The 25,698-nt window shown below is 63.2% G+C and carries 17 protein-coding genes; 4 read left to right on the top strand and 13 right to left on the bottom strand.

All coding sequences use genetic code 11. The annotated features are described in order from the left end of the window. Positions 1-45: 45 nt before the first annotated feature. The 6 genes from RLDS_RS30960 to RLDS_RS30935 form a co-directional block, all read right to left on the bottom strand. Positions 46-3,291 carry an efflux RND transporter permease subunit gene (locus RLDS_RS30960; RefSeq protein ID WP_004212878.1) on the bottom strand — a complete coding sequence of 1,082 codons (3,246 nt, stop codon included), beginning with the start codon at positions 3,289-3,291 and terminating at the stop codon, positions 46-48. Between the two features lie 3 nt (positions 3,292-3,294). After that, complete coding sequence (locus tag RLDS_RS30955) at positions 3,295-4,473, bottom strand: efflux RND transporter periplasmic adaptor subunit (RefSeq protein WP_021224434.1); 1,179 nt, start codon at positions 4,471-4,473, stop codon at positions 3,295-3,297. Further along, positions 4,473-5,750, bottom strand: a complete 1,278-nt coding sequence (locus tag RLDS_RS30950; RefSeq protein ID WP_004212875.1) for a TolC family protein — start codon at positions 5,748-5,750, stop codon at positions 4,473-4,475. The genes RLDS_RS30955 and RLDS_RS30950 overlap by 1 nt, the downstream gene beginning before the upstream one ends. Positions 5,751-5,810: 60 nt before the next feature. Next, positions 5,811-6,107, bottom strand: coding sequence for a hypothetical protein (locus tag RLDS_RS30945; RefSeq protein ID WP_007406840.1), 297 nt, complete (start codon positions 6,105-6,107; stop codon positions 5,811-5,813). A 73-nt stretch (positions 6,108-6,180) separates the two neighbouring features. Then, a complete protein-coding gene (locus RLDS_RS30940; RefSeq protein ID WP_021224433.1) occupies positions 6,181-8,148 on the bottom strand; it encodes a cytochrome c/FTR1 family iron permease in 1,968 nt (655 codons plus the stop codon). Then, positions 8,148-8,774 carry a cation transporter gene (locus tag RLDS_RS30935; protein ID WP_004212870.1) on the bottom strand — a complete coding sequence of 209 codons (627 nt, stop codon included), beginning with the start codon at positions 8,772-8,774 and terminating at the stop codon, positions 8,148-8,150. The genes RLDS_RS30940 and RLDS_RS30935 overlap by 1 nt, the downstream gene beginning before the upstream one ends. Positions 8,775-8,852: 78 nt before the next feature. Between RLDS_RS30935 and RLDS_RS30930 the strand changes: the two genes are divergently transcribed. After that, the gene (locus RLDS_RS30930) at positions 8,853-9,269 is read left to right on the top strand and encodes a MerR family transcriptional regulator (protein WP_004212867.1); all 417 of its coding nucleotides are present in this window, start codon (positions 8,853-8,855) and stop codon (positions 9,267-9,269) included. Here RLDS_RS30930 and RLDS_RS30925 read toward each other — a convergent pair. Both RLDS_RS30925 and RLDS_RS30920 read right to left on the bottom strand, forming a co-directional pair. Beyond that, entirely contained in the window at positions 9,263-10,465 is a 1,203-nt protein-coding gene (locus RLDS_RS30925) for an aspartyl protease family protein (RefSeq protein WP_013039112.1), read from the bottom strand. The two genes, RLDS_RS30930 and RLDS_RS30925, sit on opposite strands and share 7 nt — an antisense overlap. 289 nt (positions 10,466-10,754) lie before the next feature. Continuing rightward, positions 10,755-11,327, bottom strand: a complete 573-nt coding sequence (locus tag RLDS_RS30920) for a recombinase family protein (protein WP_021224432.1) — start codon at positions 11,325-11,327, stop codon at positions 10,755-10,757. A gap of 191 nt (positions 11,328-11,518) precedes the next feature. On the opposite strand from RLDS_RS30920, the gene RLDS_RS30915 reads away from it, so the two are divergent. The 3 genes from RLDS_RS30915 (at position 11,519) to RLDS_RS30905 (ending at position 16,844) form a co-directional block, all read left to right on the top strand. Further along, positions 11,519-12,919 carry a Mu transposase C-terminal domain-containing protein gene (locus RLDS_RS30915; RefSeq protein WP_021224431.1) on the top strand — a complete coding sequence of 467 codons (1,401 nt, stop codon included), beginning with the start codon at positions 11,519-11,521 and terminating at the stop codon, positions 12,917-12,919. Further along, positions 12,846-13,724 (top strand): AAA family ATPase, encoded by an 879-nt coding sequence (locus RLDS_RS55015; RefSeq protein ID WP_009824028.1) that lies wholly within the window; start codon positions 12,846-12,848, stop codon positions 13,722-13,724. The genes RLDS_RS30915 and RLDS_RS55015 overlap by 74 nt, the downstream gene beginning before the upstream one ends. A 153-nt stretch (positions 13,725-13,877) precedes the next feature. Beyond that, a complete protein-coding gene (locus tag RLDS_RS30905; protein WP_021224430.1) occupies positions 13,878-16,844 on the top strand; it encodes a Tn3 family transposase in 2,967 nt (988 codons plus the stop codon). Positions 16,845-17,364: 520 nt separating this feature from the next. Here the strand turns inward: RLDS_RS30905 and RLDS_RS0127575 are convergent. From RLDS_RS0127575 to RLDS_RS30885, 5 genes are all read right to left on the bottom strand, one after another. Next, positions 17,365-18,852: an efflux transporter outer membrane subunit gene (locus RLDS_RS0127575; RefSeq protein WP_050763085.1), complete on the bottom strand. Its 1,488-nt coding sequence runs from the start codon at positions 18,850-18,852 to the stop codon at positions 17,365-17,367. A 7-nt stretch (positions 18,853-18,859) separates the two neighbouring features. Next, entirely contained in the window at positions 18,860-20,416 is a 1,557-nt protein-coding gene (locus tag RLDS_RS30900; RefSeq protein ID WP_050763086.1) for an MDR family MFS transporter, read from the bottom strand. A 2-nt stretch (positions 20,417-20,418) separates the two neighbouring features. After that, the gene (locus RLDS_RS30895) at positions 20,419-21,567 is read right to left on the bottom strand and encodes an HlyD family secretion protein (RefSeq protein WP_009824032.1); all 1,149 of its coding nucleotides are present in this window, start codon (positions 21,565-21,567) and stop codon (positions 20,419-20,421) included. 89 nt (positions 21,568-21,656) lie between these two features. Then, positions 21,657-22,523 carry a recombinase family protein gene (locus RLDS_RS30890; RefSeq protein WP_006953933.1) on the bottom strand — a complete coding sequence of 289 codons (867 nt, stop codon included), beginning with the start codon at positions 22,521-22,523 and terminating at the stop codon, positions 21,657-21,659. A 142-nt stretch (positions 22,524-22,665) separates the two neighbouring features. Further along, entirely contained in the window at positions 22,666-25,575 is a 2,910-nt protein-coding gene (locus RLDS_RS30885; RefSeq protein ID WP_021224283.1) for a Tn3 family transposase, read from the bottom strand. Positions 25,576-25,698 lie beyond the last annotated feature (123 nt).

The raw sequence follows: 25,698 nt of genomic DNA, 5'->3' as shown, positions 1-25,698 counted from the left end.
CTCCCAGAGATGGGCGGGGCGATCGCGGATCGCCCCGCCCATCCATCAGGCCAAGTTGTTCACGAAGGTCTGACCGTGGTCGTCCCCTTCATGCTCCTCATTGTAGTGCTCGGGTTTCTCGATCACTTTCTGCCCGAACCGGGCATAGAGTGTCGGCAGCACGAACAGCGTAAGAAGCGTCGCCGAGATCAGACCGCCGATGACGACCGTCGCCAAAGGCTTTTGAACCTCTGCGCCGGCGCCTTCGCCCAGCGCCATCGGCACGAAGCCGAGGCTGGCGACTAGCGCGGTCATGATGACGGGTCGCAGACGCTGCATCGCGCCAACATGCGCGGCTTCCTCGCGGCTCATCCCTGATCGGATCAGATCTTGGATCGAGCTGACCATGACGAGGCCGTTGAGGACCGCGATGCCCGAGAGGGCGATGAAGCCCACTGCCGCCGAGATCGAGAAGTCCATGCCCCGCAGGAACAGCAACAGGACGCCGCCCACCAGCGCGAAAGGCACGCCGGTGAACACGATCGCGGCGTCGCGGACCGATCCCAACGCCCCGTAGAGGAGCAGCAGGATCAAAATGAAGCAAGCCGGAATGACCAGCTTCAGCCGTTCGCTTGCCGATTGGAGGTTCTCGAACTGGCCGCCCCATTCGAGATAGGTGCCGGCAGGCAGCCGGAGTTGGCTGCCGATCGCCGCCTGCGCATCCGCCACGACGGATCCGACGTCGCGGCCACGCACGTTGGCTTGCACCACCACGCGCCGCTTGCCGTTCTCGCGGCTGATCTGGTTCGGACCATCGACCACCTTGATCTCGGCGACGCTGGACAGCGGTACATAGCCGCCGCCTGCCACCGGCACCTGCACCTGTTGGAGCAGGCCGATGTCGGCACGCTGCGCCTCCGACAGGCGGATCACCACGGGGAAGCGACGGTCGCCCTCGAAGATCTGGCCCGATGTTCGCCCGCCGATCGTCGCAGTCACGGTGTCCTGCACATCCTGAGCCGTAACGCCCAACCGCGCCATCGCGTCGCGGTTGACGCGAATGTCGAGCATGGGAAGACCGGTCGTCTGCTCCACCTTCACGTCCGCTGCGCCTTGCGTTCTGCGCAGCACCGCCGCGATTTGCTCGGCCGTCCGGTTCATCTGGTTGAAGTCGTCCCCGAACACCTTCACCGCGATGTCGCCGCGCACGCCGGCGATCAGCTCGTTGAAGCGCATCTGGATGGGCTGGGTGATCTCGTAGGCATTTCCCGGAATCTTCGCGAGATTACCCTCGATCCGGCTGACCAGCTCCTCCTTGGGAAGCTCAGGATCCGGCCAATCCTTGCGCGGCTTCAGGATGACGAACATGTCGGTCGCGTTCGGCGGCATCGGGTCGGCCGCCAGCTCGGCGGTGCCCGTCTTGGAATAGACGAATTGCACCTCCGGCTGCTTCGACATCATCCGCTCGATCGGCACCTGCATCGCCTGGCTCTGCTGGACCGACGTTGCCGGAATGCGGAGCGACTGGATCAGCAAATCGCCTTCGTCGAGCTGCGGCAGGAACACCGAGCCGAGCGTAGTGAAAGCAAGCGCCGCCACCACAAGGCTTCCCACACCCGCACCGATCGTCAGCGTCGGGCGCTTCATGGCCCGGTCGAGACCGGGTTCGTAGCGCTTCTTCAGCCACGTGATGATGCGGCCGTCCTTCTCCTCGACCTTCTTCGACAGCCAGATCGCAATCATCGCCGGCACGAAGGTGAGAGAGAGGATGAAGGCGAAGGCGAGCGCGATGATGACGGTCAGCGCCATCGGTCCGAACGTTTTACCCTCCACGCCGGTCAGCGTGAGCAGCGGTACGTAGACGAGGATGATGATTGCCTGCCCGTACACAGAGGGACGGATCATCTCACGCGCAGCGGCTGCCACGGTCGCGAGCCGTTCCTTGACGCTGAGCAATCGGCCTTCATGATGCTGTTGCTCGGCAAGCCGGCGCAGCGCGTTTTCGACAATGATGACGGCGCCGTCGACGATCAGACCGAAGTCCAAAGCCCCAAGGCTCATCAGATTGGCCGAGACCCCAGCGCGCAGCATACCAAAGCCTGTCAGCATCATGGTGATCGGGATGACCAACGCCGCGATCAGGGCCGCACGGAAGTTGCCGAGCAGCAGGAAGAGCACGACGATGACCAGCACCGCGCCTTCGGACAGGTTTTTCGCGACCGTCTTGATCGTCGAATTGACCAGCTCGGTGCGGTTCAGCACCGGCTGAATTACGACGTCAGGAGGCAGCGAAGCGTTGATCGTCTTCAGTTTCTCAGCGACCGCGGTCGACACGATGCGGCTGTTCTCGCCGATCCGCATGATCGCCGTGCCGACGACGACTTCGGTACCGTTCTCCGATGCCGAACCCATGCGGATCGCCTGACCCGTCTTCACAGTCGCAACTTGTTCGACCGTGATCGGCACGCCGTTACGTGTCGCGATCACGGTCCTGGCCAACTCGCTGGCATTGCGAACGAGCGCATCCGAGCGAACAGCCAGACCTTCGCCATTGCGATTGACGAAGCCACCGCCGACGCTGGTGTTATTGCGCTCCAGCGCATTTCCCAGGTCCGTCAGCGTGATGCCGAGCGAGGCCAGCTTCTGCACGTCGGGCACGACGAGGAACTGCTTGGCGTAACCGCCAATCGAGTCGACACCGGCGAGGCCCGGTGTGGTCTTCAGAAGCGGCGTCACGATCCAGTCCTGCGCGGTGCGCAGGTAGGTCGCCTTGTCCTCTTCGGTCGTCAGTCGCTCGCCCTCTGGCGTGATGTAGCTGCCATCGGGCTGTTGGCCCGGTTCACCGGGCTTGTGCTTGTCGTCCTCGCGATGATCGAGACGAACGGTGTACATGTACACCTCGCCCAGGCCTGTCGCGATCGGACCCATTTCAGGGTTCACGCCGTCGGGCAGATTCTCTTGCACGCCCCGCAGACGCTCGCCCACCTGCTGGCGGGCGAAATAGATGTCCGTCGCGTCCGAAAAGACCGCCGTGATCTGCGCGAAGCCGTTGCGGCTCAACGAGCGCGTATATTCCAGGCCGGGGGTGCCGGCGAGCGCGGTTTCGATTGGAAACGACACCTGCTTCTCGACCAGCTCGGGCGAGAGGGCAGGCGCGCGGACGTTGATCTGGACCTGATTGTTGGTGATGTCCGGCACCGCGTCGATCGGTAGCCGGTAGAGGGAAAAGGCGCCGATGGCGGCGACGATGACGGTGAGGAGCAGGACTAGCCAGCGCTTCTCGACCGCCCAGGTTACGATACGGGCGATCATGGCTTAATCCTCGTGGCTCGCTTCGCCCTTGCCGATCTCGGCCTTGAGCGTGAAACTTCCGGTGGTGGCGATCTGTTCGTTGCCGGTCAGGCCCGACCGGACGATCACCGTGTCGCCCGACGCATCGCCGAGCTGGACCGGGGTCGCCTTGAAGCCGGTGGGCGTGCGCACGAACACGACCGACTTGCCCTCGAAACTCTGGACCGCCGTCGTCGGCACGCGGACCGCCCCGCTCCCGCCGCTGCCCGTGAGCTGCACGGCTGCCGTCACAGGCTCGCCGACCCGCCATTCGCCACCGCGATTGTCGAGGGTGGCGAGCGCAGGCACGAGCCGCGTCTGCGGATCAAGCGCCGGCGACACGAAGGTCACGCGGGCGGTCGCCTGACGGCCTGCCGCCTTCACCAGCACCGTATTGCCGGGACGCACCCGGCCCGCATCCTCGGGCTTGAGATTAAGCGCGATCGCCACCTGGCTCAGGTTGGCGATGCGATAGAGTTCGGCATCCGCCGCGACCGTTTGTCCCAGCGTCACGGGGCGCGCAATGATCTGGCCCGAGATCGGCGCGGCAATGCCGAGCCGGTTGAGCCCGCCGCCGCCGACACCCGCCGCCGAAACCATGCTCTGCGCCTGCGTCAGGGCGATCCGCGCCTCCGTCGCCGCTGTGCGGGCGGCGATCAGATCCTGTTCAGGGGAGACTCTCTGCGCGAACAGCCGCTGTTCGCGCGCGAGGTTCGAATTAGCGAGCTGAAGCCGCGCCCGCGCCGCCTCGACCTCGCCCTTGATCTGCGCCGCCTCGCGGCTTTCGATGACCGCAATGGTCTGGCCGCGTCCGACCGATTGGCCGAGGTTACGGGTGAGCGCGACCACGCGTCCCGCAATTGCGGCCGAGACGACCTGCGTTCCCTGTGGGTCGCCCTCGATGATCGCGGGCAGCTCGATCGTCCCGGCCCCGCCGATGATCGGCCGTCCGACCTGGACGCCCGCTGTGGCGATCTGGTCGGCACCCAATGTGACGACGCCTTCACCGGCATGACCGCCTTCAGCACCGCCCTTTTCCGTGCCCGCTGCCGTCTCATTGGCAGCTGCGCCTTCGGCAGTTGCCTCGTTTCCGCCATCCTTGCCGCCGCAGGCAGCCAAGAGCAGGGCGAGCGACGCCGCGCCCGCGAGATAAAAGCTCTTCATCACTGATTCCCCCCATTGGGCGCACGAGCGGTCAGTCGCTCCACTTGCGCGCGGGCATTCTGGTAATTGGCAAGCGCGTCGATCGCGGCGACCCGCGTTTCGGCGAGCGTGCGTTCAGCATCGAGCAATTCGAGCTGGCCGAACTTGCCCTCGCGATAGCCGATCCGCGCGATGCGGGCGGCCTCCTGTGCAGCCGCCAGCGCCGGCCCCGACGCCGCACGAGCCGTCGTTGCGGCATTGGCCGCCTGCGCCTGCGCGTCCGTGATCGCCTGTTCGATGTCGAGCGCGGTCACGCGGCGCTGCGCATCCGCCTGGGTCCGCTGCGCGGTCGCCTGCGCAATCGCGGCGCGACCATTGTTGAACACCGGGATCGGGATCGACACGCTGAACACCGCCGCCATGTCGTTGGTCGCTTCCAGGCGGCGGATCGACGGCCCGACGTTCAGGTCAGGCACGCGATTGGCGCGCGCGAGCCGCACGCCGGCTTCGGCAATGGAGAAATCCGCGTTGGCTGCCGCCAGCGCGAGTGTGCCGGTCGTGTTGACCGGTGCCAACGGCCCATAGACGTTCACACCGGGAAGGCGATCGAGCAGCGTGTCATCGAGCAGGCCGTCGATCGGCCGTCCGATCCGACGCGCCAGATTGGCGCGGGCCGCCTCGGCCAAGCGAAGCTGCCGCTCCACATTGGCGTCGGCATTGATACGCGCGACATCCGCGCGCTGTTGCTCGAGTGGCGATGCCCGCCCTGCCTGCACGCGAACGCTCGCGGCCCGCAGCGCATCGCTGGCGATCCGGGCCTGATCGCGGGCTGTCATTACCCGGCGATCGGCCGCGACCGCTTCGACATAGAGCTGCGTTACCTGAAGCCGGACATCCGCCGCGATGATCGCGGCCTGGATCTCGGCCCGGGACAATTGCGCATTGGCGACCGCGACGCGGGCGCCGCGCTTGCCGCCTAGCTCGATCGGGATCGCAAAGCCGACCGTGGTTTCCGCGCTGCGGACCCCCCGATACGGCCCGGAGCCGATGACATTCTCGACTTGGCCTTGAACCACCGGATTGGGCCGCAAGCCGGCGACTGTGCGACCTGCACGGGCCGCGTCGATTCCAGCTGTCGCCGCTTCCGCAGCAGGGGCCGAACCGCCCGCTGCACTGACCGCTTGGTCAAGCGTGTAGACCGGCGCATCCTGCGCAACAGGCGCGGACGGTCCGACCTGCGCCTGCGCCATCGTGGCGCAAGACGCTGCGGCCAGCATGGCCGCGAGGATACGATTCATGAAAATAGGACTCCTGACGATGATCGACAGGGGCGCGCCAACGCACGCCCAAATCGGACGTCAGGCTTGGGGGGGCCTCAAATGGACCATGCCGGTGCGGCCGTCGAGCGACGCAGAGGCGGAGATTGTCGGCTTGGGCACTGTGAGGACGGGGGTATATTCCATCGTCGTGCGCGCAGGCGCGCCGACGTCGTGTCCGTGACAATAATTGTGATGATGCGGGACATTCTTGTCCGAGTCCGATGGCACCTGATCGATGTCACCGGCGGTATGGACCGTGAACTCAACGCCCGCGATGCTTCCCCCCGCCAGATCGGCGGCATGGGCCATGCCGGAGAAGCTGGTCAGGACCAGCATCAGGCATGTCAGGAAAGGCAAAAAGGCTCGCACTAGCTTGCCTCTATCACGGAAGGGTTTTCATGTCATTGCACTAATTCGAACCAAGGGTCACTGAGCCGGAACCCGAGCGGGATCGGTCGCGCCCGTTCCAGGCGAACCCGACCGCAATGGCGACCGCCATCAGGAGTTGCGCCAGCACCGATTGCCAAGTGGGAAACACGCCGAGCATCGACAGCCGTGGCACGTCCGCGAGCGGTGCGATGTTGATAAGGCCGGCTTCCTGGAGCGCGGCGACGCCTTTACCCGCCAGCACGACGGTCAGGACCGCCATGAGCCAGGAGCTATAGCGGAAGAACTGCGCGATCGGCAGCTTGCGACTGTAGCGAAGCATGGCCCAAGCGATCAGGCTGAGCAGTCCAATCGCCGACCCGGCCCCCGCGAGAAGCATCCCGTTGTCACCTTGCGCCGAAAGCGCGGCATAGAACAGGATCGTCTCGAAGACCTCGCGATAAACTACGACGAACGCCAGCCCGAACAGGAACCAGCCCGACCCGCCCGAGAGCGCCCGCGACATCTTCTCGCGAATATAGCGCTGCCACTGATCGGCCTGCGCCTTGCCGTGCATCCAAATCCCGACCGAGAGCAGCACGACCGCGGCGAACAGCGAGCCAAACCCTTCCGTCAGCTCCCGGCTCGCACCGCTGAGCCCGATCGCATAGGTGGCGACCGCCCAGGTGATCCCGCCCGCGATGATCGCGCTGACCCAGCCGCCATGCACGTACCGCAGCGCCTCGCCGCGCTCGGCTTTACGCAGGAACGCGATCATGGCGACAACGATGAGCAGGGCTTCGAGCCCTTCACGCAGCAGGATCGTGAACGCGCCCAGGAACGTGGACGCTTCGGTGGCGGCATCAGGCGCGAGCGCCGCTTCCGCATCGTCGAAAAGGCCGCCCAGTACTGCGACCTTCTCCGCGAGATCATCGGGCGACGCGCCCCGGTCGATCGAGGCGCGGAACTCCCCCATCGCGCCCTCGATTCGACCCATCAGCGTCGCGTCGCGCGCGGTGAGTGTTGGCTCGATCGGCTCGAACCCATCGAGATAGGCCGACAGCGCCAGCTCTTTCGCCATGCGCGCATCGCCGCGCCGCGCAGCCGCCACGCTTTCGGCGAGTTTGGCGCGGGCGACCGCGAGCGAGCCGGGAGCCTGTTGTATCACCTGTTCGGGATGACGACGCAGGAACGCGAGCACTGGGTCAGCCTTGGCGTCGCCGATCGCCGCGCCGAGCGCGGCCGGGGTGAGCGCGACCAGGGTTTTCAGGTCCGGAATGCGCCGGCGAAGGGTCGGGTCGGATTTCCAAAGCCGCTCGCCTTCGCGCGCCTGCGCATCCGTGAAGGCGAAGCTCCCGGCTCGGAATGCTAACGCCCAGCGCTGATCGTTGGGCAGATCGGCGAAGCTCTGCATCGCGGTCCCGTCGATGCCTTGCGTCACCACCTGATAGAGCGCGAACACGCTGCGCTGGCGCGCGCGCTCGGCATCGGTGAAAGCAATCGGGGGCGTAGCGAGCTTGGCGGCGTCAGGGCCACGGCCGTTGCCCGTCATCCCGTGGCAGGACGCGCAGGATTGTCGGAACAGGGCATCGCTGGAGACGAGGTTCGGAGCCTTATCGGGCGCGAGCGGCACCGGGTAGGCGCGCAACAGATCGGCCGCGAGCCCGTGCGCCAATGTTGCCACCTGTTCAGTCGGTCCCTTTTCCGCGATCACCGCCTGGAGGTTGGCAGCCCGCTGGATGAGGGCTTGACGCTCCGGCTTCGCCGGCAGGCCCTGAAACCGTGTCGAGACCGACGCGGCGAACTCCGTCATCTCGGCATATTCCGACGTGCTCTTGATCCGACCGTTGGCGACCGCGCCGCCATAATCGACGGCCATATAGTCGAGCAGCCGCCATGCGGTTTGCACGTCGCCGGGTTCGGCGATTGCCGCAGCAGGGATCAGCAGCGCCGCGAGCGCGGAGAGCAGCCGCAACGAGAGCATTGCCCGGATCAACGCGAGCAGACGCACTACCGCTCTCCCAATTCGCGCCGAGCGCCAGTGACGATTTCATAAGCGGAGTGGAGGAACAGGAGGGCGATGAGGCCGGCGACGGCGAGGTCCGGCCAGGCGCTTCCTGTCCACGCCACCAGACCGGCCGCGGCGATCACCGCCACGTTGGCGAGCGCGTCGTTGCGGCTGAACAGCCAGATCGCGCGAACATTGGCGTCCCCTTCCCGGAAACGCGCAAGCACCAAGGCGGACACGACATTGATCGCGAGCGCGACAACGCCGATTGTGCCCATCAGTTCGGCATCGGGCGCGGTTGCGTTCAGGGCGCGCCAAATCGCGAAACCGATTACGCCCACGCCAAGCGCACCGAGAAACAACCCCTGCGTCAGCGCGACCTTTGCCCTCGCCCGTGCGGACCAGGCAAGCGCGAGAAGACCGATAAGGCTGATCGACCCGTCCCCGAGAAAATCGAGGGAATCCGCTTTCAGCGCTTGGCTATCGGCGATGAACCCGCCGAACAGCTCGGCGACTCCGAAGCCGAGGTTGAGCACCACGACGGTCAGCAGCGCACGGCGATAGGCCGGATCGGTTTGCGCGCGCGCGGGCTCCCCGTGGCACCCGCAGCTTTCGGTAGAAGCATTCATGCGGCCTTCCTTACCACCTCCAGTCGCTGTAGAAGCAAGCGAAATGTGCGACACGTTCGCATAAGCAAGGATGGCATGATGAAGCCGGTGATGATTGGGCAGCTCGCCAGCGAGACCTCGACGAAGGTGACGACGATCCGCTTTTATGAGTCGATCGGGTTGCTCCGATCCGCCCCTCGCACGGCGTCGGGTCGCAGAACCTACGATGCCAGTGACATTGAGCGTTTGCACTTCATCCGCAACGGTCGCCGGCTTGGCTTCTCCGTCGACGAGATCCGTTCGTTGATGGGGCTGGCGCAGAACCCGGACCAGGATTGTGGTGCCGCCTCAGCTATCGCTGCTCAGCACCTCAAGGATGTGGAGGAGAGACTGGCGCAACTCGCGGTGTTGCGGGATGAGTTGGCAATGCTCAGCCAGAGCTGCACCAAGGCGCGCATGGCCGATTGTCGGATCATGAAGGCGATCGGCAAAGGCCACCCTCAAGCCGATCAATAATAATCGGCCAGCCTGAGCTCGCGCACATCACCCGAGGCCATCGTCAGCTTTACGAGGGTGCCAGCAGGCCGGGAGCGCACTTGCCAGAGCTCCCCACGCGTATAGTTCGCATCGATCGAATGGCCGTTCACCGCCACGATCCGGTCGCCGACCGCCCAGCCAGCCTTTTCCGCGGGACTGTTCGCCGCCACATGAACAACGGTGAGCGCCGTTGGTGAGGCCGCGAGGCCAAGGCCGCTACGGTCCTTCAGCATCGGCAGGCGACGACGAGGACCGAGTGGCCGGAGCCACACGAATCCGGCGGTCACGTCGAACACCACGTCGAATTGAGCGATCAGCGGTAGGCCGACATTGCCAACCGTGCTGGTGGAGAGCCAAGCTCTCATCCCGAGTGTGGGGACGTTCGAGACGCCAAGCCCTTCGATGTTGATGTTCTGGATCGTGAAAGCATCGTTGATACGCACACCATCGACGCCGCCGATCGCCGCGGTCGAGACGAGCTTCCCGTTCAACAGCCCTTGATCGCGGGCATAGGCCGACGAGAGCATCAGCGCGGCCGAGCTGCCAAGATCGATCATCAAGGGCACGGGAGGCAAACCCGAGACGGAAGCTCGAATGAACAGCTCCTGCTTGGCACCGCGCCCGAGCGCGACAGCGCGCCAGTCGGGACCGGCGAGAAACGTGCCTGACTTGACGACCGCCATACGCCTTTTCGCGAAATCGAGCGCGATGCAGCTACCCGTGAACATATCGGCACCGAGGAGGATATCGATCGGTCGTCCAAAGGCCGCCGACACTGAACTCAGATCACCAACGACGGCAAAGGGTAAGCGACGGGTTTCGCGGGCGAGCTGTACGTCGATGTCGCGGACCAGCAGCACCGGGGCCTTGGCGCTCAGCCCGCTAATCATGCGCCGCTCACCATCGTTCAAGCCGAGCTTCGCCGCGAGCGCCGTGCTCATGATCGACGCGCCGCTGCCACTGTCGAGCACCGCCCGCACCGGCACTCCGCGCACTTGTGCCGAAACAAGGAGGGTATCACCCGTGCCGACTTCCAGCGGCTCCCATTCGAGGTGAGCCGCACCGAAGTTCCACGAGCCCGCAGACCGGGAAGTCTGTCGCGCGAGCGTTGGAGAACCGAGCACCAAGCCGGTTCCACAGGCCACCAGCCGCGCCACTAATGAGCGTCGAGACATACCGATTGCTTCAACACGGGCCGTCAAAAAGCCACCTCCAGCCCCCCGTCCGCAGGAGAGCAAATTGCGGTTACATGCTCCAGCCACTGGAGGAGCAAGTGCTTTTGGTGCGCCCGAAAATCCTCAGAAGCGCTTGGAGAACTTTAGATGAAGGATGGTGCAGACCGCTTAGATGCCTTCCCGATAACGAACGGTTCCGGGGGACGCTGGGCCGATCGGGACCGCGAACGGTGTAAACGCTCGCGCTAAGTGGCGGCATTCTGATCGCGCTATTTGTCGGCGAGCGTCGCTACGCGGCTACCGGCTTGGTCTCGGCCGATCGCACATAGGCGTAGAGTTTTGGCTTGGAGATGCCGAGCATCGAGCAAATCTTGGCGATCGGCATCGTGTTCTCGTGGTAGAGCCTGACGGGCAGGTCGCGCTTTTCCTTGCCGAGTGCGGCCGGCCGGCCACCCTTCTTGCCGCGAGCGCGGGCTGCGGTGAGACCGGCCTGGGTCCGCTCGCGGATCAGGTTGCGCTCGAACTCCGCCAATGCCCCGAACAGGTGGAAGGTAAGCTTGCCCGACGTGGTGGTCGTGTCGATCGCCTCGTGCAGGCTCAGCAGCCCGACCTTTTCCTCGTCGAGGTAGGTCATCCATCCGATCAGATCACGGAGCGAGCGGCCGAGCCTGTCGAGGCGCCAGACCACCAGTGTGTCGCCGGCGCGAAGCAGCTCCTTCACCTTTTCCAATCCAGGGCGAGCGGCAGTCGCCCCGGAGGCCTTGTCGGTGATGACCTTCTCGCAGCCGGCAGCCTTCAGCGCATCACGCTGGAGGTCCAGGTTCTGCTCGGCGGTCGATACGCGGGCGTAACCGATTTTCATGCGTAGGGCCGGTGGCGCCCCGATCGGGCGCGGTTTGGGAAGAAAGTCGTCATCGGCAGGTCTATGTTGCCCTAGTTTTCTTTACCGGGTAGATTTACGTCGAACAGGCCGGTTTGGCAACGCGAGCGGACTCGCATGGCGATGGGCAGGCAAATCTCCGTTTTCCTTACCTGCGACACGGACCGTCGGCGGTGACGCATCCGGCGCTTGTCCCGCCGCTGGCGATCGAGCGCTACCGCGTCCTTGAACCGCACCTCGCCGATGGCATCCCGCTCGCGGACCTCGCCCGCACCGGCACGCTGAGCGAGCGGACGTTGCAGCGCTGGCTCGGGCGCTACCGTGCCGAAGGACTTGCCGGTCTCGCGCGTCTGCCGCGCAACGATCGGGGCAGGCTGCACCTGCCGGAACATCTGGTCGAACTGACCCGCACTCTCGCCACCAAGCGCCCGCGACCCCCGGTCGCCGCCATTCACCGAAAGGTGCAGGAACTCGCCATCGCGCATGGACACCGAACCCCCAGCTATGCGGCCGTCGCGCGTGTCGTCAGGGCGATACCGGCAAGCCAGATCGCCGCAGCCTCCGATCCGGCCGTCTACCGCGACCAGCACGAGCTAGTGCATCGGCGCGAAGCCGCGACCTCGAACGAGATGTGGCAGGCCGATCATACCGTTCTCGACATTCTCGTGCTCGATGATGCCGGAACCCCGGTGCGTCCTTGGCTGACCGTCATCGTTGACGATCACAGCCGAGCCATCGCCGGTTACTTCCTCAGCCTCGATGCCCCCAGTGCCCTCAACACGGCGCACGCCTTGCGGCAGGCGATCTGGCGCAAGCCCAATCCCGAATGGATCGTCAGCGGCATTCCCGAACAGCTTTACGTCGACAACGGCTCGGATTTCATCTCCGAGCATATCGAGCAGGCGTGCATCGCCCTCAAAATCCGCCTCATCCATTCGCTGCCGGGGCGTCCTCGCGGGCGCGGCAAGATCGAGCGGCTGTTCCGCACCATCAACGACATGTTCCTGCCCGACCTGCCCGGCCACCTGATCGCGGGCAAGCCGCTGTCGGCGCCAGTGCTCACGCTCGACGAGCTGCGCGCCCGCTTCGAGGCGTTCGTGTGCGGCGTCTATCATCGTCGCCCGCATGGCAGCACCGGCGAACCGCCGATCACGCGCTGGCAGAAGGGCGGGTTCCTGCCCGCAATGCCCGACAGCCTTGAACAGCTCGACATGCTGCTCGTGCACGTGCCCAAGCCCCGTAAAGTGCTGCGCGACGGCATCCGTCTGATGGGCAGGCGCTATGTCGAACCCACGCTCGCGGCCTTCGTCGGCGAGCAGGTCGAGGCGGTCTATGACCCCCGCGACCTGACCGAGATCCACGTCTACCACCAGGGCCGGTTCGTCTGCCGTGCGCTCAGCTCCGAGCACGCTGGGCACCCGTCGTTGCGCGCGATCCAGCGCGCCCGGCGCGGCGCGAAGGAGCGCGACAAGCAGGTGCCTGCCCCCACGGAGACCTTCGATGGCGACCAAGAGGATACGGCTTCCCGGCCCACCACCTACCGAGGGCTCCGGCTCTACGCCGCTGACGATTGAGTTCCTGGTCGAGCAGCCGTTCCTGGCGACCCGCGAACATGCCCGGTTCGTCGAGTTTGCCGAAGCCTGCGCGCACTACCGCTATATCGGCGTGTGTCATGGCCGGCCGGGCGTCGGAAAGACGCGATCGGCGCGCGAGTTTTCCAGCTTCCCCGACCTGGGGGAATATGCCGCGCTCCGTCCCATTGCCGCGCTCCTTGGCGAAAAGGTCGCTCGCTGCCGCGCCGTCTTCTACACCGTGTCGGTCAGCAACACGCCCAAGACGATCGACGCGGTGTTGGGCCTCAACCTCATTAAGCTGGGCTATGCCCGGCTGACGGTCGCGGGCGGCTCGCAGGACGAAATCACCCATGACGCCGCCCGCATCGCCTGCCCCCTCGTCATCGTCGACGAGGCCGACCGCCTGACCATAAAGTCGCTCGAACATCTCCGCGACATGGCCGATCGCCACGGCTTCGGGCTGATCCTGATGGGTATGCCGGGCTTGGAGAAGCGCCTCGCCCGCTATGCCCAGCTCTACTCGCGGATCGGCTTCGTCCACGAGTTCAAACCGCTTACCGAGACCGAAATGCGGCTGCTGCTCGCGACCCACGCCGGCGATTTCGGGATCAGCTTCGACCCGGCCCAACTCGACGCGATCGAAGCGCAGGCAGCCGTGATCCGCATCACGCGCGGCAACTTCCGGCTCATGGAGCGCCTGTTCGCGCAGATGCGGCGGATCATGACCCTCAACCGCGTCGAGGAGGTCACCGCTGACATCGTTCAGGCCGCGCGCGATTGCCTCGTCATCGGACCCGGCAACTGACAAATAGCGCGATCAGAACGCCGCCATTTAGCGCGAGCGTTTACACCAGATTTTCCGTGTGGTCCCGATCTGTCGCGGAACTTACAAGTTTTGCGAAACCTCGCGTCCCTGGCGCGGCAAGGCTACGCTTACTGGTTGACGGGAGTGAGTCGTATGGCCCGACGCGACCTTCTGACAGGAGACGAGCGCCGAGCACTGTTCGGCGTACCGCTCGACCGCGCCTCGCTCGCCAAGTTCTACACCGTCATGCCCGAGCATCGGTCGCTGATCGAGGCGAGGCGTGGCGACGCCAACCGGCTTGGCTTCGCGCTCCACTTGGCGCTTCTGCAGTATCCAGGCTTTGGATTACGACACGACGAGGTGGTGCCCGACTTTCTGGCCCATTACATAGCGGACCAACTCGGCTTGCGATCGAGCACGCTGGCTGGCTATGCCCACCGCGCACAGACCCGGCTCGAGCACGCCTGGGAAGCAATGGGAAGTCTGGGCCTGCGCGGCTTCGAGCCCGGCGACGTGGGGCGCGCACTTGACGTCGCGACCGAGGCGGCGAGAGGAACCGAGCGCGGCATGGCCATTGCGACTGCGATCATCGACGACCTTCGCGCAGGCCGCATCGTTCTTCCGGCGCCAGCCCGCATCGAGCGGATCGGGATCGCAGGAAGGGCAAGGGCGCGCAAGCTCGCGGCCGACATCGTGGTGGCCGCACTCACGCCAGGGCAGGTCGGCGCCCTCGACGCTTTGCTGGTCGCCGATCAGAAAAGTGGGGTGACCCCGCTCGCGTGGTTGCGCGACACGGGCGACAGCCCATCCGCCCGAAATCTCGCCGGCATCCTCGCTCGCCTGTCCTACGTCCGCGGCATCGGCATCGACGCGCGGGTGGCCGAGAGCATCCACGAGCGCCGATTTCGCCAACTCGTACGTGAAGGAGCAGTTGCGCCGGCATTCCTCCTCTCGGACTATTCGCTCCGTCGCCGGCGAGCGACCTTGGCCGCGGCCATGATCGACCTTGAAGCCCGGCTCGCCGATGCCGCGATCGAGATGTTCGCCAAGCAGACCGGGCTCCTATTCGCCAAGGCGCGAGCCTCGCAAAAACGCCGCTACGAGGCGACCACCAAGGACGTCGGCCGCCTCATGCGAATGTTCGGATCGACGATCGGTACGCTTCGTGTCGCGCGCGAAGACGGGCTTGATCCTTGGTCTGCGCTCGAGACCGGCGTTGGCTGGGACCGGTTGATGGGTGTGGCCGATGAGGTGTCCGCGATCGCCGATCTCGCTCGTGACGAGCCGTTGGTCAGGGCGTCCGACAAGTACATGACGCTTCGTCGATATGCGCCGGCTTTCCTGGACGCATTCCGGTTCAAGGCCACGGGGTCGCGCGATGGCGTGCTCGCGGCCGTAAAGCTGGTGCGCGAGTTGAACGCGACCGGCAAGCGCGAGGTGCCGATCGACGCACCCATGCCATTCCCGAAGAGCTGGAAAGCCGCGATCACGGAGGGCGGAAGCATCGATCGGAGACGATATGAGACGGCAACCGTCGCTATGGTGCGCGAGCGGCTTGGCTCGGGAGACCTGTGGGTGGAGGGTACCCGCGACCACCTTCGCTTCGATGCCTATCTGCTGCCCCGCTCCGAGGCCGCAGCAATCGCCGGTAATCTGCCTTTCGACACCGACGTGGACCGCTACCTCGACGGACGTGCCAAGTTGCTCGACTGGCGGCTGCGCCGGTTCGGCAATGCACTGAAGCGCGGCACGCTCGACGGCGTCGAGCTGAGGGGCAACGAATTGCGCGTCACCCCGGTCGCGGCAACGACACCCGCGGCAGCCGACCAGCTCGATGCACTCGTTGATCGGATCATGCCTAAGGTCCGCATCACCGAGCTTCTGGCCGAGGTGGCGAGACGCACCGGCTTTGTGTCAGCTTTCCCCGAACTCCGTTCGGGGCGGACGCATCCCAATCCCGAGGCCCTTCTTGCGGCCATCCTGGCGGACGCGACCAATCTCGGGATCGAGCGAATGGCTAACGCCAGTCAGGGTATCAGTTACGCGCAGTTGGCGTGGACACACAGCTGGTATCTCTCGGACGAGAACTATGCGGGCGCGCTGCGCCACCTGATCGATGCGCAGGCCGCCCTGCCGCTCACCCGGCTCTGGGGAGACGGCACCACGTCGAGTTCGGATGGGCAGTTCTTCAGGAGCGGTCGCCGCGGGTCCGCCGGTAGCGTCAACCTGCATTACGGCTCGGAACCCGGGCAGAAGATCTATACCCACGTCGCCGACACCTATGCCCCGTTCCACGCCCGGCTGATCTCGGCGACCGCGGCCGAGGCGCCCTACGTCCTCAACGGTTTGGTCGCCCACGGAACCGGCATCGAACCGGCCACCCATTACGCCGACACCGGCGGCAGTTCCGACCATGTGTTCAGCCTGGCGCATCTGCTCGGTTTCCGGTTTGTCCCGCGCCTGCGCGACTTGGCAGACCGCAAGCTCGGCACATTCGAGGGCCAGAGTCGCTACCCTTCGCTGGCGCCCCTGATCGGCCGCCCGATCAACACCTCGGTGATCCGCGAGAGCTGGGACGAGCTGGTCCGTCTGGCCGCATCCATCAAGGCCCATGCCGTGCTGCCGTCGGTCATGCTGAAGAAGCTGGCCGCGCACCGCCGTCAGAACCGTCTCGATTTCGCGCTCCAGGAGGTGGGCCGCATCGAGCGCGCACTGTTCACAATCGACTGGTTGGAATCGAAGCAGCTCCGGCAGCAGTGCCAGGCCGGACTGAACAAGGGCGAAGCGCGGCATTTCCTCGCCCAGGCCGTCTTCGCGCACAAGCAGGGCCGGTTGCGGGATCGCACGTTCGAGGACCAGGCGCTCAAGGCATCGGGGCTGAACTTTGTCACCGCCGCCATCATCTATTGGAACACACTTTATATGGGCCGGGCAGTCGATCACCTACGCCGATCGGGCGAGCCTGCCCCCAACGAGTTGCTTGCGCATGTCGCGCCGCTGGGCTGGCGGCATATCAGCCTCACCGGCGACTATCTTTGGCAGAACACCGGCCATGGCGTCGATAACGACGGCTTCAGGCCGCTCAATCTTGGCGTCGAACCCATCGACCAAGTTGCATGAAGGGGGTCGAAGCTCATCTGACCCCGCAATGTTGCCTCTATGTTCAACTTACCGCTGTCCGTGTAACAAACCTTGAAGTGCCCCCTTCGTCGATCTATGGTCGTGAGGTCGTAAGCTTGGCTGGTCTTACAAGCGCCCCCATCTTCCGTCTGCGGGTGATGCCGTCTGTCGGGTACAAGGTCGTATACGCGGTCAGGACAACTCCCCGCGGGATAGATCTTCGTCGGACAGAAAATTCTATTCAATCACACGTCGAGGCCGATAAACTGCTCTATGGTTGTCTCCGGTCCGATGTTGCGTCCGGCTATGCGGTCGTGAATCCGTATTTCATCCTATCGGGGGCAACCCCCGTCAAACACATCGCAATCGCCCCGGGGCGCGTTACCCCGCGAAACTCTGTATAATCGCAAGGGCCGCAGGATGGATGCCGAACAGGCGGGTTGCCCTGTGCCAAAAGTCATCATTGGCGGTGGGCAGGGCCGCCGATTCTTGTATTGGCAAGTCCGGACAGATACCATCATTATTTGCTCATAAGGGCTGAGGCTTGACTCCCAGCTTCTGTCCATCCCAGTCCAAGCGACTTCTGTATGGCAACATAGCTGGCGGTGAGGGCCGCAACCGCACTGTGCAGGTTTGCCTCTGCAAGCCGCTGCTGGCGGTCAGCCTCAAGAGCGTCGCCTCTCGAAATGACCTGCCGCGCATAGCGCTGCCGCATCAGCGTTGCCGCTTCATCTGCTGACCGCTTGATTTCGGCAAAAGCGGCGACGTTTCGCCTTTGCTGTGCAAAGCGCGCAAGCGACGTCTCCGCATCCTCAAGCGCGCCGAGCACTACCTGCCGATATTGTGCCTCGGCTTCATCGCGACCAGAGCGTGCCTGTGATATCGCCGCTGACGTTCGTCCAAAATCGAGCAAGCCCCATTGCAGCTGAGGGACGGCGATGTTGGAAATATTGCCCAGATCTACCAGGTCTCCGATCGACGTGCCGCCAATCCCGAGAATCCCCATGAAGCTGATTTTCGGAAAACGAGCTGCTTCCGCGACTCCTATCCGGGAAGTTGTGGCAGCGAGACTGCGCTCCGCAGCGCGGATGTCGGGACGGCGACGCAGGAGCGCCGAAGGGTCTCCGATCGACACCCGCGCAGGGGGCATCGGGATATCGCGCCGTGGCGTCAATAGCGGATCGAGAGATCCCGGCGCTTCACCGGCGAGAACCGCTAGCGCATTCATATATATTACGATCTCAGCATCGGCTGCGGCGAGATCGCTGATCGTGGCCTGAACCGCGCGGTTCGCTTGGCCGACAGTAAAGGCCGGGATTGTGCCTTGCCCGAAACGCTGCCGGGCTAGGGCGAGCTGCTGCCGCTGAATGTCGAGACCTTCGCGAAAAGCGGCGGCGCGCTGCTGCCGGTCACGAAGATTGGTATAGGTCTGCGCGACTTCAGCGCTGAGCTGGACCTTTGCGTCTGCAACATTATACGCCGCTGCCGCCGCCAGCGCGTTTGCCGCTTCGATTTTTCGCACCTGCCCGCCCGCGAGATCTATTTCCCAGTTTGCGTTCAGACCAAGGTTGTAGAAACGCAGAGACGTGTCCGCATCCTGGGCGGATGAAGGCGCCGGAACAGGTGTGGGTGTAGTACTTCCTTGACTGGTCTGGAGATCGATCCCGGGAAGATCGGCAAATATGGCCGTGCCCTGAGCACCAGCCGTCGGCAGGCGGTTTGCTCGCTCCTGGCGTACAGACGCACGGGCTTGGCGAAGTCGGGCCTGCGCAACATCAATCGAGGGATTCGCGACAAGAGTGCGCCGCTCGAGCTCATCGAGAACCGGATCTTGCAGCGTCGCCCACCATTCGGCGAGTTCAGGCTCGCTGGTCGATGCATCTGCTGGTTGACGAACGAATGTTGGCCGCGGCGCGGCTTGGCCGAGCTCTGGTGGTCCGGAATAGTCCGGGCCGACCACACATCCACCAAGGAGCAGCGGAAGGATGAGACCACTTAACTTTGCCATTACCACCTCAATGCATCGTCAGCGACATCCCCTTGGGGAGCGGGCGAAGGAAAAACACGAACGGGAGCGTCACAAAAGTCGCTACCGCCATCGTCAAAAATATGTCGTTATAGGTCATGACGAACGCCTGCTGCTGAATAGTGCCAGCGAGCGACTGAAGGCCGGCGTCCATATTTCCCAGAGTATGAGACATCCCCGCGATATACTCCTGCACGCTTGGATCGTTTGCCCACAGCGTTTCCTCCATCCGTCGGCTGTGGAGTGACATGCGCTGGTCCTGGAACGACGTCAGGGCCGCCAGAGCGAATGAGCCACCGAGGTTTCGCGCAGCATTGAAGATGCCCGAGGCATCTCCAGCATCCTCCTTGCTGACTGAGGTAATGGCGGCTTGGTTCAGAAAGAGCATGACAAAGATCATCCCCACCCCGCGCAGCAGCTGACCGGTAGTAAAGGCTTCGCCTGCGGATTCCACTGTGAGACTGGTGTTCACAAAGCAGCTAGCAGCCATAAGCGCGAGGCCAGCACCAACGGCCAGCCTGATGTCGACAAACCGCATCAGAAACGGTACGAATGGCATCACAAAGAAGGCAGGAACGCCCATGAGAAAAATGACCTGTCCGGTCTCGAGGGCATTATAGTCGGCGATAAGCGACAGGAATTGCGGGATGACGAAGGTCGATCCGTACATCACCATGCCCAGCGCTAGCGCCATTATAACGACGCTGCCGAACTGTCTGCTCATGACGATTCGCAACTTAAGGACGGGCTTTGTTGCCCGGATCTGTCCGATCCCCAACATCACAAACCCTGCTACTGTTATAAACGTCAGCCGGATGATAAGCGTCGATTCGAACCAGTCTTCACGGTGCCCCTCCTCGAGCACGATCGTCAGTCCTCCAAGGCCAAGGATCAGGCCTATAATACCCAACCAGTCGGCCTCGCGAAGATAGACCCAATTCGTACGTTCGTGCGGCAGGCCGAGCAACAGGAGCAAGAGGAGTATCCCGCAGACCGGCACATTGACGAAGAAGGCATAATGCCAGCTCAAATTTTCCGTCAGCCAGCCACCGAGCAAGGGGCCAAGAACGGGCCCCAAGATTACTGTCATTCCGAAAAGGGCCATCCCGATAGGCTGCTGGGGTGGCGGGAGTCGCTTTGCGACAATCGTCATGGCGGTCGGTATCAGCAGCCCTCCCATAAGGCCCTGCCCGGTTCGTCCGATGATCATCGTCATAAGGTCGGTGGCGATGCCGCATAGGATGGAGAACCCGGTAAAGGCAGTCACGGAAATGAGAAGGAGGGTTCTCAGTCCCAAAAGCCGCTCCAGCCAAGCGCTCAGCGGAATGACGACGATCTCGGCAACGAGAAAGGCGGTGGCGATCCACGTTCCCTCAGTGCCGGTTGCTCCGATTTCGCCTTGGATCGTTGGCAGTGCCGAGTTGACGATCGAGATGTCGAGGGTCGCCAGCAGTGCGCCGAGCGAGCCGGCAGCCACAGCGATCCAAGCGGTCAAGTCCGCACGCGCGGAACGAGCTGCGTCTGGAGATGCTGTGACCGTGACCACTGTCAACGCTTCCGGCTTACGGCCTGACGGAGTCGATCCATCTCTCCTCTGGCTGAACGCGTATCGACCGTTACTCCAACCGACATTCCCGGCACAAGGAGCCTGCGCACTTCGAGAGGAGCATCGATTGCAATGCGTACAGGCACGCGCTGTACGATCTTTGTGAAGTTTCCGGTCGCATTCTGGGGGGGGAGCACCGAGAACTGGGCGCCCGTGCCAGGAGCGACACTGGCAATACGCCCGGTCAGTTCGACGCCAGGGAGCGCATCGATTTCGATGCCAACAGGCTGGCCGACGCGCATAAGCCCCAGTTGAGTCTCTTTGAAATTCGCCTCTATGAACAATCGATCGACAGGAACCAGTGTCATCAGGCGCGTACCGGGCTGCACGAATTGCCCGACACGGACAGCCAGGTCGCCCACACGGCCATTGATGGCAGCCTTAAGCACTGTCGATTCGACGTTGACGCGCGCCACCTTGAGTTGGGCACGCGCGGCCTCTGCTTGCGACTGGGCCTGACGTACCTGCGCGCTCAGTGTACCGACACGCCGTTGCGCGGCAATCAGCGCGGCATGCGCAGCATTGGTTCGCTCGCGAGCTTGCCGTGCCTGCGTCTGAAGCTGCGCGAAACGCTCCCCTGGCTCGGCGCCGGATGCGGCAAGCGGCTGATATCGCGTAACCTGCTGTGCGGCGAAAGCAGCCTCGGCGCGCGCCGCGTCGAGCTGGGCTTGCGCTTGCGCTATGGTTGCCTGTTGTTCGGAAATCTGAGAGCGCGTCGTATCCCCCGCAGCCGTTGCCGTTTCGATCTGGCTGGTAATCTGTTCAGTCTGCGCCCGATATTCGCGGGGATCGAGTTCAGCTAGAGACTGCCCCTGCCGAACCGTCTGATTCTCGATAACGAACACCCGTTCAACATATCCGGCGATCTTGGGCGCTGTGATGACGGAATCCGCCGCAACATAGGCGTTGTCGGTCACCTGCATGTATCGGCCCCGGTTCTGATGATCCAAGTACCAGACAAGGCCACCAATGAGCAGCAAGATCGCGCTAATGAGCATCGCCAGGCGAACGCGTGGCGATTTAAGCGGGGACGCTGCCGATTCGCCGAGGCCCTCAGGATCCGCCGAAGCAGTGGCCGACTTGTCCGCCATATAAATTACAATTCCCCATGATGGCCCAGTCGGCCCGAAGCTGCGATTTTGGCCAGGTTGAAGAACGAACACTGAACGCTTGATTGATTCTACCAGGACCGTTGCTGACCACCGACCTCGTAGATATCGGCTTCCATGGAGCAATTGTAGCTCTCTGCGATGTTGAACATCTCGGAGAGGAGGCTTTGGATTTCCTCATCAAGGGAAATGCCATCCGGATCGGGGTCATAGGCGACGGTCAGTTTGTAATCACAATTGCCGTTTTTTACCATGGCGTAGTCGCGTTCCAGCATCGCCTCAATCCGCTCCCGAGCGGGTTTTCTACCTCTTCCACGCTTGTTGAAGTTCTCGATAATCAGATGCAGGGCGATGCTGGCAGTGGGCGGCTTTTCCGGCAGTTTGGTCTGTGACGGAATAATGTCGAGCGCCCGATAGACGGTCATTCGTGAGACCTTCAGGTCGCGGGCAACGCGGGCCTTGCTGGCGCCGGCGGCAAGGCGACGGCGGATTTCATCGTCATCGACGTTCTTCTTCCGGCCTTTGTAAACGCCTTCGGCGCGCGCCGCTTCGATCCCGGCGCGCTGACGATCCTTGATGAACTTCAGCTCCATATCGGCGACCATGCCGAGTATGGTGATGACCATTCGCCCCATGTCGCCCGCCGTCGTCACCTCTGGCTCAAGGATGCGCAGCGAAGCTCCCTTTTCATCAAGCTCATGCACCAGGTTCAGGACATCGCGCGTGGAGCGGCCGAGCCGGTCGAGCCGCAGCACGACCAGCTCGTCGCCGGTGTGCATAAACTGCATGATCGTTTCCAGTTCCGTGCGCCCGCTCCGCGAGGCCCCCGATCCGGTCTCGGAACGGATAATTTCGCAACCTGCATTCTTGAGGCGGCCAATCTGGATATCCAGATCCTGGTCCGTGGTGCTGACGCGGGCATATCCGATACGAGCCAAGTGCAAAATCCGTCACATTAGGGTGGCTCTTGCAGTGTATCGTCACATTGAGCGCAAACCCACCCTTTTGTGACAGACGAATGGTGTCACTCGGCCCTATCACTCTGGGGTGTACCCAAATGTTATAGGCCGATCAGCCGCCTCACGCTGCAAGCCGTCCAAAATCAATCCGGTCGTTCAGGTCGAGGTCGAAGCGGCCATAAGGGTTCACATGACTGTAGATCAACGGCGTGAGACCACGATAATCTTCCGGCGTCATCCGCCCCGCCCACTTCGGCTCAACCAGTACGGTCTGAAGCATGCGGGTGTTCACATACACCAGCGACGCTTGCAGGAGGTGTAGCGCCAGAACGGAGATTTCCTGCTCATGGATGCGGTTGGTGGCGATCTCGCCGCCCTTGCCGAAGAACACGAAACCATTAGCGCCGTTCCAGTTCTCAACCACATTCAGCCCTTCGTGGATCTCGCGGCGGAATGCCTCCTGACGCAAATACCGGCATAGGAAGATTGTTTTGACCGCGCGGCCGAGTTCACTCAGCGCCTTGTAGGTCGGGTGCATCACTTCGGCTCTGGCAAACCGGAGCAGGATCGCTTCCGGATCGGCGGTGCGCGATTGCATGGCAGCGGCATATTTGACCATTTCGTCATATTGTTGCTCGATCTCGTCCCAGTCGATCGGGCTGGAGAGGATCGGCAGTAAATTGGAAAGCCGCGTGCGCATGCCGGCTTGGGGAAGGGCCAGTTTCTGGCGTGCCACTGCTTTCAGCCGCGGGGCAAGCTCAAATCCAAGGAGTCGGCAGAACGCAAAGCCGACTGCGCTCTGGCCGTGGCTATCGACGTACTGGCGCTGGATTTCCATGTCGGTGCAATGGCGTAGCACGCCTTCGATCATGGAGGCGACCTCCGAGGAAGAGCACCGCTTGAGCTGGGAATAAACGCAGGTCGCGCGCTTCTCCACATGCCAGTAGATCATGACGCCACGGCCGCCATAGCGGGCGTGCCATTCCGTCATCAGGTTGCGGTCCCACGCGCCGAACTTCGTTGAATCGGACGCGCATGCCGTGCCCGCATCTCCCCATACTGCGGCATTGCGGATTGCCAGTGTCGCGTTTGCTACCCGCGCGCACGCCTCCCTCAGCGCTGGCGCGTGGATGAAACGGCGATGGACATGCAGCAATTCCTCGTAACTGACATCGGGTGTTGCGCCAGCGACCCGCTTGAGCCCGGCGTTCGTGCCCAAGCCATAGAGACACAGCAAAAGACGCTGAGCCAAGGCTGCTTTCGACAGGGTAACCCGCGAGGCCGACGTTTCGAAAGCATCCATCAATCCCGTGTCCAGAGCAGCCTCTTTCAACACGTCCAGCAGTCCGGTCATCGGCCAGCGCTGACCGATCTCGCTTTTGATCGAAGCGAGACCCTTCGGTTCGGGCAAGGGCTTGAACGGTGTAATCGATATCCGGTTGTCGCCGCGCCACAGGAGCCGGACCTTGTCGTTTTGTGGAATATTGGCATTGAGGAGCAACAGTTCCCGTTCAAGCTCCTCCCGGATCGAGGCGCAAAACGCCTGCGCATCTGGCGTCAGGCTGAGGCCGGAATAGTACGCATCTCGCCTGATCTCGAAGTCCTTGGGAAGATCGTCATCGGGATTGCGATAGCGATCCGCCCCGACCACCCAGATTTCTTTGGAGCGGATGCGGTCGCGCAGTTGCGTCAGGACGCAAAGCTCATAGCTGATCCGGTTTACCCGCCCATCGTCATCAATGACGGAACTGCGCCATCGCGCTGGAATCACCTCATCGATCGGAACATCCTGCAATGGCACGAAGCGGCATCCGCCATCCACCTTGCTCCTGATCCAGTCGAGGGCCGCCAGGACCGGCCGCCACACCGCGTTGTTCGACCGGAACTCAAGTACGGAAAGCAGGCTTGGCAGCATGCGCCGGTAATGATTGGCCCAGGAACCACGCATCACCTTGTAGATGCGCCGGTCCAGAGCGCCCTTCGCATGGCTCTCCTTGACGATCGCCGCCAGCTTGGCCTTACCGGCGATCGGGAAAATGACATCGCAGATGCGCCCCGATGGTTCATTGATCGAGGCGCTGGCGATCTCGACCAGCAGGCGCTCCTTTCCATAGACCCGCTCGATGTCTTTCGCGATATCGCCCACCACCTTGCGTTTCGAGCGCGTTCCGATCTTGTGAACGGTTTCGATCAGCAGGTCGATCATCGCGTCAGTGAGTTGCGCCTCCCGCGACATTAGATAAATCGCATAAAGGCCGAGCTGTCGCGCCGGCGCATGCCGGCGCATCTCCGAGGCCTTTTCACCGGCAACGCGGCGAACAATCTGATCGACCCATGGCTTGCCCGTAGCCGTCAGGAGATCATGGGGAAGATCAAGTCTCTGGATAAAGGCGAGTTTCTCGGTCACGTCGAGAATGTTGTCGAGCGTTGCCTGTCCGGCGTCACCCTTCATCCTGTTGAATCCGGTCGAGCTGTCCGGATCGGCAAGCGAGGCTTCCAATAACGCCACCGCATCTGACGAAAGCCGATCACTGGCTCCGATCAGCCAGGTGTCCAGATAATCTTGCCGTTGTGAGCGAACGACACGTTCAAGCTCCTTGCGCGACGGCCCATAAATACGCCGGTCCCGGCACCACAGGAAAACATGCTCAAGCATGGCATTGATCGACTGGCCGCCCGGGCACAGCTCGCCAGCAATCCATTCCGTCAATTGCGCGCGATCCACCCGCTTCATGCGGTGATATCCAAGATGGATCAGGATCTCCGCACAATGCCGTCGTGCTGTCCGACTGGAAAAGTCATAACCGGCTATCTCGCCAGCCTCGACACCGAGTTGCTCGGCCAGATACGAGAGGCCATCGGTAGGGATTGAGCCGGGATCGATCGCGAAAAACCCCAGGGAAGCGAAGAATTTCAGCTGTGCGGCGAGGCCAAGGCGCGTCAGGGCCGGCTTCGAATTTACAAAATCAATATCGGCAAAGCTCAGGCTCCATCGTCCGATCAAATCCCCGCCCGGAATACTCCGATCCATCAACCCACTCCCTATGATGGAGCGAACTGTCCTCTTCTATGATTTCCATCGTCAATACCGAATGCCACGTTCCCAAAACGTTCTCCGACTTGGCCAAAATCGCAGCTTGGGGCCGACTGGGCC

The sequence above is a fragment of the Sphingobium lactosutens DS20 genome, from assembly GCF_000445105.1.
Taxonomy (GTDB): Bacteria; Pseudomonadota; Alphaproteobacteria; order Sphingomonadales; family Sphingomonadaceae; genus Sphingobium; species Sphingobium lactosutens.
The sequence above is the reverse complement of the archived record's forward strand: the minus strand, read 5'-3'. Positions and strand labels throughout refer to the sequence as shown.

Excerpts from the sequence above, each read along its gene's own strand:
- RLDS_RS30885 (WP_021224283.1), bottom strand. The coding sequence starts at position 25,575 with ATGGATCGGAGTATTCCGGGCGGGGATTTGATCGGACGATGGAGCCTG.
- RLDS_RS30920 (WP_021224432.1), bottom strand. The coding sequence starts at position 11,327 with ATGAAAATCGGTTACGCCCGCGTATCGACCGCCGAGCAGAACCTGGAC.
- RLDS_RS30925 (WP_013039112.1), bottom strand. The coding sequence starts at position 10,465 with ATGTCTCGACGCTCATTAGTGGCGCGGCTGGTGGCCTGTGGAACCGGC.
- RLDS_RS30950 (WP_004212875.1), bottom strand. The coding sequence starts at position 5,750 with ATGAATCGTATCCTCGCGGCCATGCTGGCCGCAGCGTCTTGCGCCACG.
- RLDS_RS30905 (WP_021224430.1), top strand. The coding sequence starts at position 13,878 with ATGGCCCGACGCGACCTTCTGACAGGAGACGAGCGCCGAGCACTGTTC.
- RLDS_RS30960 (WP_004212878.1), bottom strand. The coding sequence starts at position 3,291 with ATGATCGCCCGTATCGTAACCTGGGCGGTCGAGAAGCGCTGGCTAGTC.
- RLDS_RS0127575 (WP_050763085.1), bottom strand. The coding sequence starts at position 18,852 with ATGGCAAAGTTAAGTGGTCTCATCCTTCCGCTGCTCCTTGGTGGATGT.
- RLDS_RS30955 (WP_021224434.1), bottom strand. The coding sequence starts at position 4,473 with ATGAAGAGCTTTTATCTCGCGGGCGCGGCGTCGCTCGCCCTGCTCTTG.
- RLDS_RS30895 (WP_009824032.1), bottom strand. The coding sequence starts at position 21,567 with ATGGCGGACAAGTCGGCCACTGCTTCGGCGGATCCTGAGGGCCTCGGC.
- RLDS_RS30930 (WP_004212867.1), top strand. The coding sequence starts at position 8,853 with ATGAAGCCGGTGATGATTGGGCAGCTCGCCAGCGAGACCTCGACGAAG.
- RLDS_RS30945 (WP_007406840.1), bottom strand. The coding sequence starts at position 6,107 with ATGCTGGTCCTGACCAGCTTCTCCGGCATGGCCCATGCCGCCGATCTG.
- RLDS_RS30935 (WP_004212870.1), bottom strand. The coding sequence starts at position 8,774 with ATGAATGCTTCTACCGAAAGCTGCGGGTGCCACGGGGAGCCCGCGCGC.
- RLDS_RS55015 (WP_009824028.1), top strand. The coding sequence starts at position 12,846 with ATGGCGACCAAGAGGATACGGCTTCCCGGCCCACCACCTACCGAGGGC.